This window comes from Arthrobacter sp. 10T413_2 (genome assembly GCF_056394205.1).
Window position 1 is genome coordinate 18,727 of sequence record NZ_JBFTHK010000046.1, and the last position, 10,289, is coordinate 29,015.

At 67.1% G+C, this 10,289-nt stretch carries 8 protein-coding genes; 5 read left to right on the forward strand and 3 right to left on the reverse strand.

Translation table 11 applies throughout. The annotated features are described in order from the left end of the window. Positions 1-76 precede the first annotated feature (76 nt). Positions 77-1,408, reverse strand: coding sequence for an MFS transporter (locus tag AC1DBQ_RS09865; protein ID WP_476928328.1), 1,332 nt, complete (start codon positions 1,406-1,408; stop codon positions 77-79). Between the two features lie 35 nt (positions 1,409-1,443). After that, positions 1,444-2,382 (reverse strand): proteasome assembly chaperone family protein, encoded by a 939-nt coding sequence (locus tag AC1DBQ_RS09870; protein ID WP_476928329.1) that lies wholly within the window; start codon positions 2,380-2,382, stop codon positions 1,444-1,446. A gap of 392 nt (positions 2,383-2,774) precedes the next feature. Between AC1DBQ_RS09870 and AC1DBQ_RS09875 the strand changes: the two genes are divergently transcribed. The 5 genes from AC1DBQ_RS09875 to AC1DBQ_RS09895 all read left to right on the forward strand — a co-directional run bounded on the left by AC1DBQ_RS09875 (position 2,775) and on the right by AC1DBQ_RS09895 (position 8,927). Further along, the gene (locus AC1DBQ_RS09875; RefSeq protein ID WP_476928330.1) at positions 2,775-4,316 is read left to right on the forward strand and encodes a leucyl aminopeptidase; all 1,542 of its coding nucleotides are present in this window, start codon (positions 2,775-2,777) and stop codon (positions 4,314-4,316) included. A 279-nt stretch (positions 4,317-4,595) separates the two neighbouring features. Further along, positions 4,596-5,981, forward strand: coding sequence for a dihydrolipoyl dehydrogenase (gene lpdA, locus AC1DBQ_RS09880; protein WP_476928331.1), 1,386 nt, complete (start codon positions 4,596-4,598; stop codon positions 5,979-5,981). Between the two features lie 127 nt (positions 5,982-6,108). After that, the gene (gene sucB, locus AC1DBQ_RS09885; protein ID WP_476928332.1) at positions 6,109-7,842 is read left to right on the forward strand and encodes a 2-oxoglutarate dehydrogenase, E2 component, dihydrolipoamide succinyltransferase; all 1,734 of its coding nucleotides are present in this window, start codon (positions 6,109-6,111) and stop codon (positions 7,840-7,842) included. A gap of 99 nt (positions 7,843-7,941) precedes the next feature. Continuing rightward, positions 7,942-8,292: a hypothetical protein gene (locus AC1DBQ_RS09890; RefSeq protein WP_091256485.1), complete on the forward strand. Its 351-nt coding sequence runs from the start codon at positions 7,942-7,944 to the stop codon at positions 8,290-8,292. Between the two features lie 206 nt (positions 8,293-8,498). Then, the gene (locus tag AC1DBQ_RS09895; protein ID WP_116768210.1) at positions 8,499-8,927 is read left to right on the forward strand and encodes an OsmC family protein; all 429 of its coding nucleotides are present in this window, start codon (positions 8,499-8,501) and stop codon (positions 8,925-8,927) included. 129 nt (positions 8,928-9,056) lie between these two features. On the opposite strand, the gene AC1DBQ_RS09900 is transcribed toward AC1DBQ_RS09895, so the two are convergent. Then, a partial coding sequence (locus AC1DBQ_RS09900) for a S41 family peptidase (RefSeq protein ID WP_476928333.1) occupies positions 9,057-10,289 on the reverse strand: 1,233 nt, incomplete at its 5' end.

Here is a 10,289-nt window from a genome sequence, read left to right on the forward strand (position 1 = left end):
CGGCGGGAGCCCTGTCCTGCGCTATGTGGATAACTTCAGGCMGTTGCTCCGGGCAGCCAACACACCAAACCGCTGCTCAGGGCKTGCGGCGGCGCTCCGCGACGAGCCTGCGCTGCTTGGCCAGGGACTTCAACAGCGGCGGAACCGTGACCCCTTGGGCCGCCATCTGGCGCCGTACCTTCCGCCGGGTAACGATGATGGCGCAGGCCCCCCCGGCCAGCAGCAGGAACTGCACGCTGAGGGCGACGCGGAAGGGATCCAGGCCGTAGAGCTCGCCCCGGGAGAAGCCGCTGGCGTAAAGGACGTCGAGGACCAGCCCAATGAGGTAGATGGACACCAGGGCCGCGATGAAGCCGCCCACGTTGACGATTCCGGTGGCAGTCCCGAGCCGGTGCGCCGGGTTGAAGGTCCGGGCGAAGTCGAAGCCGATCATCGAACCGGGCCCGCCTACGGCCAGCGTMACCACAAGGACACCCAGGAGCCAGAGCGGAGATCGTCCCGGCAGCAGCAGGACGGCCGCCCAGGCGGCGGCGGTGCAGCCGGAGATCAGGAGCACCATGGTGGAACGGCGCAGCGGATGACGGGCCACGAACCTGCCCATGAGGGGGCCGGCGGCAATGGCGGCGGCCACGTAGAGGGACATGAGGCCGGAGACGGTTCCCCGGTCCAGGCCCTGGGCGGAAATCAGGAAGGGGTAGCCCCACGTCATGGCAAACACCGTGCCGCTGAACTGGACGGTGAAGTGGCTCCACAGCCCCAGCCGGGTCCCGGGCTGCCGCCAGGCGTGCCCCAGCGAAATTCCGGTGGCGCGCAGGCCTTGGGACGGCGCCGGCGCGGGGTGCCCGGGCGGGAGGTCCTGAAGCAACAGCAGGACCAGCACGACGGCGATGCCGGACATCCCGGCGAGCGTCAGGAAGGCAGGCGTCCACCCCGCGGAGTGCAGGATCATGGCGAACGGCACCACGCTGAACAGCTGGCCCAGCTGTCCGGACATGCCCGTCAGCTGCGTCAGCAGCGGCACGCGTCCCGGCGCAAACCAGAGCGGAATAAGCCGGATGACGGAGATGAACGTCATGGCATCGCCGGCACCCACCAGGACACGTCCCAGAACACCGCCGGGGATGTTGTCGGCAAACGCCAGCTGCAGCTGACCGAGCCCCATCAGGATGCCGCCGCCTGCCAGCATGGCCCGGGAGCCGTACCGGTCCACGAGGATGCCCACCGGAATCTGCAGCGCGGCGTAGACCAGGAGCTGCAGCACAGTGAAGAAGGAGATTTCGGCCGCGCTGGCATGGAAGCGTTCCGTGGCCTCCAGGCCGACGACCCCGAACGAGGTGCGCTGGCTGACCGCCACGAGATACGCAAAGATCCCGATGATCCAAATCAGCCAGGCGCGGGGGGAGGTCACTMCCCTATTATGCCCGGCTTGTTGATAAATAGTATTTATTCGCCGGGTTCTTTACGGGCCAAGTACGCCTCGACGGCGGCCCCCAGGGCATCGGCGTTGGGGATTTGGTCGTTCTCGTCGGCCAGCAGCGACCGCCGGACGGTTCCCTCGGCCTTTTCGTCATACCGGGACTCCAGCCGGGAGACCACCTGCTGGACCTCTTCGGACGCCTCAATCTGCTCGGCGATCTGCCGGCCCACCTCGCGTCCGGCCTCGCGCAGACGGTCCGTCGGCAACATGAGGGACGTGGCCGCGCCCAGGTACTCGAGTCCGGCAACGGCGGCCGTGGGGTATTCGGCTTCGGCCAGGTAATGCGGCACATGGATGACATAGCCGGCGATGTTCCGGCCGGCCTCCGTCAGACGCAGCTCCAGGATGTGGCCCACGGCGGCAGGAACCTCCACGGTGGGCTTCCACACGGAGATTCCCTCGATCAGTTCCGGCCGGTTGCCGTGCACGGTCACACCKACCGGCCTGGTGTGGGGCACGGGCATCGGGATCGAATGGATCCAGGCGACGAGGTTGACGTCGAGTTCCTCGACGATGCCGACGACGGCGCGTGCGAAGCGCTCCCATTGCAGGTCCGGCTCGAACCCGGCAAGGAACAGGAAGGGGCTGCCCAGCCCGTCGACCAGGCGGTAGAGCGCCAGGCTCGGGGCCTGGTAATCCTGCAGGTGGTCCTCGACGAAGCTAACTTGCGGACGCCGGGAGCGGTAGTCGATCAGCTGGTCGGCGTCGAACTCGGCGATCATCTCGGAATCGAGCGTGTCCAACAGCTCGGCGGTGATCTGCCGGACCACGTGGCCGGCATCAGCGAAGCCGGTGAACCCCATGACGAGGTTGAGTCCGTGCAGTTCGGGGCTGGAGAACAGCGCGTCATCACGGACGTAGAGCGATTGGGGGTCCAGCAGAGAGCCGGAAATCCGTTCAATCACGGCGTGTTCCTTTCACGATGGCGGCGGCAGGAGTTGCGGGTCGCGGTCCGTCGTCCGGACAGCCACGCAGATTCCGGACGATCAGGCAGAACCCGCAGAATCGTGCAGAACCCKACGGCCAGTCCACAGGGCACTCACCGCACGGCAGCGCCGCTAACAGTACAACGCCCCGGCGTCCGGGCTAATTCCTGCCCCGGGTGTGCTCCAGCTCTCATTCGATTGAATTTCCGGACTCCTGAGAGACTACGATCGGAACTGGCCCTAGGGCTTGCTTGCAGACACCGGGTTGCGTCCCAGAACGACGGCGGMCCGGGATCCGCGGCAGGGCGCCGAACATGCAGTTCCTGCCGAAAATCACCGAGAACCATCACAGAGAATTGAGGACTGTCCTCGTGGTCAAGAATAGTGAAGTCAAACTTAGTGCAGTCGCCGGGGATCTAAAGAAGTCCCCCAGCGATGCCCTCGTCATCGGCGTCGGGCAGGGTCCGGACGGCCCGGTATTGCTCGACAATCCGCTGACGGCCAAGGCCGCTGAGGCCCTGGCGGAATCACTGAGCGTTCTTGGCATCACCGGCGCGGCCGACCAGGCCCACCGCCTGCCCGGCCTGCCCGAGGCGGGGGCCACCATTCTGCTGCTCGCGGGCGTCGGCAAGCTGCACGCGAATAAGGCTTCAGCGAAGCAGCCGCTCACCGAGGAGGCGCTGCGCCGCGCCGCCGGCTCGGCGGTCMGTCAGCTGGCCGGCGTCACCACCGTCACCCTGGCACTTCCGACGACGACGCTCGCCGAGGTCGCCGCCGTCGCCGAGGGCGCCGCAATGGGCGCCTACTCCTACACGGAGTTCCGGTCCTCCCAGAACGGGCTCAAKGATCCGGTGAAGAACGTCGCCATCCTGACCGATCTCGCCGCGGACAAGGCKCTGCAGCCGGTCCTGGACCGGGCGTCCCTGATCGGTACGGCCGTGAACGCGACCCGCACGCTGGTCAACCAGCCGCCCAGCCACCTTTACCCCGAGTCCTTCGCCGACGCCACAAAGGAGCTGTCCAAGGGCCTGCCCGTCAAGGTGACCGTCTGGGACGAGAAGCKCCTCGAGAAGGAGGGCTTCGGCGGCATCCTCGGCGTCGGCAAGGGCTCCACCCGCCAGCCGCGCCTGGTCAAGGTCGAGTACGCCCCGGCCAAGGCCACGGCCAAGATCGCCCTCGTGGGCAAGGGCATCACCTTTGACACCGGCGGCATCTCCATCAAGCCGGCCCTCGGCATGGGTGACATGAAGAGCGACATGGCCGGCGCCGCCGTCGTCCTTAACACCGTGMTGGCCATCGCAGGCCTCGGCCTGCCGGTCAAGGCGACCGCCTGGCTGTGCATTGCRGAGAACATGCCCTCCGGCGCTGCCCAGCGTCCCGCCGACGTCCTGACGATCTTCGGCGGCAAGACCGTGGAGGTCCTGAACACCGACGCCGAAGGCCGCCTGGTCATGGCCGACGGCATCGTGGCCGCGAGCCAGGAATTCCCGGACGCGATCATCGACGTCGCCACCCTTACCGGCGCGCAGCTGATCGCCCTGGGTGACCGCACCGCCGGCGTCATGGGCTCCGATTCCGTCACCGGCGCCATCAAGGCCGCCGCGGACCGTGCCGGCGAGCTCGTCTGGCCCATGCCCCTGCCCGAAGAACTGCGCCCCAGCCTCGACTCGCAGGTCGCGGACATCGCCAACATCGGCGAACGCCACGGCGGCATKATGACCGCAGCCGTGTTCCTGCGCGAATTCGTCGGCAACGGCAAGGACGGCGAACAGATCCCGTGGGCCCACATCGACATCGCCGGACCGTCGTTCAATAACGGCAGCCCCTACGGTTACAACCACAAGCAGGGCACCGGCTGCACCGTCCGCACGCTGGTGGCGTACGTCGAAGACCTGCTGAGGGCTTMCGCGTAACACCACCGCCTAACAGCACAGCGGTCCGCACCAGGCCGCTTTGTGGCCGGGGCCCTGATGCMTCGGCCACAAAGCCGCGTGACACTGGACACAAGCGCTCCACAAAMACCGCGACAAGGTGGAGCATGTATAAGTGGTTCGCTAAGGTGAACGACGATAGACCCCAAGAAGTAGTCACAAATGAAAGGGAACGGGCCTGCTGGCATAATCACGGCAGGCAAGTTTCAAGACCAGATGATGCGTACTCTCGCGTCATCGTTCACGCGAGGGAGCGTTTTAGTGGCCGATCAGGCAACTGCGCAAGAATTCGACATCCTGGTACTCGGCGGCGGCAGCGGCGGCTACGCCACCGCTCTGCGTGCMGTCCAGCTTGGCCTCACCGTAGGCCTCATCGAAAAGGCCAAACTCGGCGGCACCTGCCTGCACAACGGCTGCATCCCGACCAAGGCGCTCCTGCACTCCGCGGAGCTGGCGGACCACGCCCGCGACTCGTCAAAGTACGGCGTGAACGTGACCCTCGACAGCATCGACATCACGGCCGTCAACGCCTACAAGGACGGCATCATTGCCGGCAAGTTCAAGGGCCTGCAGGGACTGATCAAGTCCAAGAAGGGCATCACCGTCATCGAGGGTGAGGGCAAGCTCCAGGGCGCCGACACCATCGTCGTGAACGGCACCGCGTACAAGGGCAAGAACATCGTCCTCGCCACCGGGTMCTACTCCCGMACCCTGCCGGGCCTGGAAATCGGCGGCAAGGTCATCACCTCCGATGAAGCCCTCACCATGGACTACATCCCCCAGAGCGCGATCATCCTGGGCGGCGGCGTCATCGGCGTCGAGTTCGCTTCCGTCTGGAAGTCCTTCGGCGTCGACGTCACCATCGTCGAAGGCTTGCCCTCCCTCGTCCCGAACGAGGACGCCGCCATCGTCAAGAACTTTGAGCGCGCCTTCAAGAAGCGCGGCATCAAGTTCTCCACCGGCGTGTTCTTCCAGGGCGTGGAGCAGAACGCCGACGGCGTCAAGGTCACCCTCGTCGACGGCAAGACCTTCGAGGCCGATCTCCTGCTCGTGGCCGTCGGCCGCGGCCCCGTCACGGCCAACCTCGGCTACGAAGAGGCCKGCGTCACCATCGACCGCGGCTTCGTCATCACCAACGAGCGCCTGCACACCGGTGTCGGCAACATCTACGCCGTCGGCGACATCGTCCCGGGCGTCCAGCTGGCCCACCGCGGCTACCAGCAGGGCATCTTCGTCGCCGAAGAAATCGCCGGCCTGAAGCCGGTGGTCGTCGAAGACGTCAACATCCCCAAGGTCACCTACGCCGAGCCCGAAATCGCGACGGTCGGCTACACCGAGGCAGCCGCCAAGGCCAAGTTCGGTGACGACCAGGTCGAAACCCAGGAATACAACCTCGCCGGCAACGGCAAGAGCTCCATCCTGGGCACCAGCGGCATCGTGAAGCTGGTCCGCCAGAAGGACGGCCCCGTCGTCGGCGTCCACATGATCGGCTCCCGCATGGGCGAGCAGATCGGCGAGGCCCAGCTGATCGTAAACTGGGAAGCCTACCCCGAGGACGTGGCCCAGCTGGTCCACGCCCACCCGACCCAGAACGAATCCCTGGGCGAGGCGCACCTGGCGCTGGCGGGCAAACCMCTCCACGGCTAGGCATCTGCGCCTGCACCACCGCAAGAACTCCGCGCTTAGTGCGCCCGGCCCAAAAAGCCGGGTGCACTAAGCTCGAACAAGGCAGCAATCATCCGCACTAAAGATCAATAAGGAGAACGGGGACGACATGTCTGAATCCGTTAACTTGCCCGCCCTCGGTGAGAGCGTCACCGAAGGAACCGTCACCCGCTGGCTCAAGCAGGTCGGTGACCGGGTAGAGGTGGACGAGCCGCTGCTCGAGGTTTCCACCGACAAAGTAGACACCGAAATCCCCTCTCCGATCGCGGGCGTGATCGAGGAAATCCTCGTCGCCGAAGACGAGACTGCAGAAGTCGGCGCCCCGCTGGTCCGCATCGGCTCCGGCGACGCCGCCCCGGCCGCCGCAGAAGCTCCGGCCGCGGCCCCCACCGAAGAGGCCCCGGCAGCATCCCCGTCGGCCGCGGAGGCTCCGGCCCCMGAGGCCGAGGCACCCTCCGCTGAGGCGCCTGCCGCTCCCGCCGCCGCCCCGGGTTCTGCTCCCGCCGGCGAAGGACACGACGTCACGCTTCCGGCCCTGGGCGAGAGCGTMACCGAAGGCACTGTCACCCGCTGGCTCAAGAGCGTCGGCGACACCGTGGAGGTCGACGAGCCGCTGCTCGAAGTTTCCACCGACAAGGTTGACACCGAAATCCCGTCCCCCGTCGCCGGAACCCTCCTGGAAATCCGCGTCAACGAGGACGAAACCGCCGAGGTCGGCTCCGTCCTGGCCGTCATCGGTTCCGGCGCAGCAGCCCCCGCCGCCCCGGCTCCCGCAGCAGCTCCCGCTCCCGCAGCAGCCMCGGCTCCCGCACCGGCCGCTCCGGCTCCGGCAGCCGCTCCCGCACCGGCCGCGGCGCCCGCCGCCGCAGCTCCCGCCGMTCCGGCTAAGGCAGAAGCTKCCGCGCCGGCAGAGTMCGGCTACGTCACTCCCCTCGTCCGCAAGCTGGCCAACCAGCAGGGTGTCGACATCGCGTCCCTGACCGGCACCGGCGTCGGCGGCCGCATCCGCAAGCAGGATGTGCTGGCCGCTGCCGAGGCGAAGGCCGCACCGGCAGCCCCCGCCGCAGCGGGAGCTACTTCCGCAGCCCCGTCTGCCGCTCCCGCCGCCGCAGTGTCTTCGCTGCGCGGCACAGTGCAGAAGGCCCCGCGCATCCGCCAGGTCATCGCCCGCCGCATGCGCGAGTMCCTGGACATCTCGACCCAGCTGACTCAGGTCCACGAGGTTGACATGACCAAGGTGGCCAAGCTGCGCGCCAAGGCCAAGAACTCCTTCCAGGCCCAGAACGGCTCCAAGCTGACCTTCCTGCCCTTCATCGCCAAGGCTGTTGCCGAGGCCCTGAAGCAGCACCCGAAGATCAACGCCTCCTACGACGAGGACAAGCAGGAGATCACCTACCACAACGCCGAACACCTGGCGATTGCGGTGGACACCGACAAGGGCCTGCTGGTTCCGGTCATCGCCGATGCCGGCAACCTGAACCTCGCCGGCCTGGCCGGCAAGATCGCCGACGTCGCGGACCGCACCCGCAACGGCAAGATCGGCCCGGACGAGCTCTCCGGCGGAACCTTCAGCATCACCAACATCGGTTCCGTGGGCGCCCTCTTCGACACCCCGATCATCAACCAGCCGCAGGTCGCCATCCTGGGCACCGGCGCGATCGTCAAGCGCGCCGTGGTGGTCTCGGACGAGAACGGCGATGACTCGCTGGCCATCCGCTCCATGATGTACCTCTCCCTGACGTACGATCACCGCCTGGTGGACGGCGCGGATGCAGGACGCTTCCTGCAGACGCTGAAGGCACGCCTCGAAGAAGGCGCGTTCGAAGCGGACCTGGGCCTCTAAAGAGCACCAGCCCGCCTGAAACACGGTGAACCGGGGGCACCTTCCATAAGGGAAGGTGCCCTCCCTCGTTTGCCGACAGATTGTCGCTAAGCTGGTGCCATGGACATTCTTAAATACATTCTGATCTTCCTGCACGTCTTGGGCGCCGCCGCGATCGTCGGCGGCTGGTTCGCCACTTTCAAGAAGCCCACCGTCCTGCCGGTGCAGCTTTACGGCGCTATTGCCCAGCTGGTCACGGGGCTGGCGCTCGTGGGGATCCTGGGGGCCACCCACGAACCGGTCAACTACTTCAAGATCACCGTCAAATTGGTGATCGCCATCGTTGTTCTGGTGGCCGCCATCATCGGGTACCGGAAGGCTGCTTCCGGGGCTGAGGTCCCCAAGGGTCTGGCGCACGCCGTCGGCGGCATGGCACTGATCAACATCGCCGTCGCCACCCTTTGGAACTAACATTCTCCGACGTCGACGACAGCGAMGGCGCCGCACCCCAGACCGGGGTGCGGCGCCGCCGTCGTTAAGCAGTCCCCGCCATACCCGGTCATAATCCACTGACAGCGGAACCCCCGTGCGCAGGCGGCGCCGAATCCCTAGGATGGACACGGATGATCCGGCGGATCGCCGGATCTGTGGGATGACAACGATCTTGAGGAGTGGACATGGCAGCAACACGCACCGCGCACACTGTATGGAATGGCGACCTGATGACGGGCGCCGGCAACACGACGCTKGACAGTTCAGGACTGGGTAACTTCGATGTCACCTGGAAGGCGCGCGCCGAGGCCTCCGAGGGCAAGACCAGCCCCGAAGAGCTCATCGCCGCGGCCCACTCGGCCTGCTTCTCCATGGCATTCAGCCTCGCGGTGGCCCAGGCCGGCCACACGCCCGAGCAAGTCAACACCAAGGCCGATGTCACCTTCGTGCCCGGCACCGGCATCACGGACAGCCACCTGACCGTGAGCGCGCGGATCCCGGGCATCACGGAGGACGAATTCCAGCGCATCGCTGAGGAAGCCAAGGTGGGCTGCCCCGTCTCGGCCGCCCTCACCGGCATCAAGATCACGCTGGATGCGACCCTGGCCTCCTAGTACTTCACGCAGCAAGCGAAGGCCCCCGCCTCCCTGGATTTTCCAGGGCGGCGGGGGCCTTTGCTTTGGGCCTTTTCGCGAGGGGTTTCGCGGCAGGTTCCCCGCGGAAGGGCGGACCCGCGGGGCTGCCTAAGCCTGGCCGGCCTGCCGGCGTGCAGGCAACGGGGCGGGCCGGACACGGCGGTAGCCCTCGCGCAGCGGGGGACGGTCCGTGGGCAGTTCCTGGATCATTTCCTTCAACGCCCCAATGCCGTATTCCAGCTGCGGGTCAGTGCCGGCGGCGTAGGCGTGCGGCGGGAAGGTCACCTCGATGTCCGGGGTGACGCCGAAGTTCTCCACGCCCCAGCCGACGCCGCCGGCGAACCAGGTGGCGTAGCGCGGCTGGGTCACGCCCGTGCCGTCGGCCAGCGCGAAGCGGTTGTCGATTCCGACGACGCCGCCCCACGTGCGGGTGCCGATGACGGGTCCGATCCCCCGCAGCTTAGAGACCTGGGTAATGATGTCGCCGTCGGATCCGGCGAACTCGTCCGTAAGGATGATGACCGGTCCGCGCGGTGCGTGGTGCGGGTAGGTCCGCGGTTTCTCCCCGCGCGGCATGCTCCAGCCGGTGACCTTGCGTCCAATGAGTTCGGCCACGAGCTGGGAGGTGTGGCCGCCGCGGTTGCGGCGGACATCGACGATCAGCCCGTCCAGGGCGGTTTCGGTGTCGAGGTCGCGATGCAGCTGGGCCCAGCCGTTGGCCATCATGTCCGGGATGTGGAGGTAGCCGAACGTTCCGTTCGAGGCTTCGCGGACGGTCCGCCGGTTGCCGGCGACCCATTCCTGGTACCGCAGGCGTTCCTCGTCCTTGACCGGGACCACGGCCACGCGGCGCTGGGCGCCCGCGGCTTCGCCGTGGCCGGCACCGTTGCGCAGGGTGAGTTCGACGGCGCGGCCGGCCGCGCCGACGAGCTGCATGGCCGGGGTCAGCGATTCGGTGAGTGCGACGCCGTCGATCGCCAGCAAGACGTCGCCGGGCTTGACGTMGGCGCCGGGCCGGGTCAGCGGAKAAGTAGCGAGCGGGTCCGAGGACTCCCCCGCCAGAATGCGGGTGATTTCCCAGCCCTCGCCGGTGAACTCAAGGTCCGCACCGAGCCGGCCCTGGGGGCTGCTGCCGTTCTCGGCGACAGCCATCGGGCGGACGTAGGCGTGGGACGTGCCCAGTTCGCCGTGCAGCTCCCACAGCAGGTCCACGAGGTCATCGTGCGAGCCGAGACGCTCCACCACGGGACGGTAGCGGGCGTGGATGGATTCCCAGTCCTGGCCGGCCATGTCTTCGGTCCAGAAGAAGTCGCGTTGGAGCCGCCATGCCTCGTCGAAGGC

Bases quoted from the DNA above. Each gene is read 5' to 3' on its own strand.
- AC1DBQ_RS09890 (WP_091256485.1), top strand. From the start codon at position 7,942: ATGGACATTCTTAAATACATTCTGATCTTCCTGCACGTCTTGGGCGCC.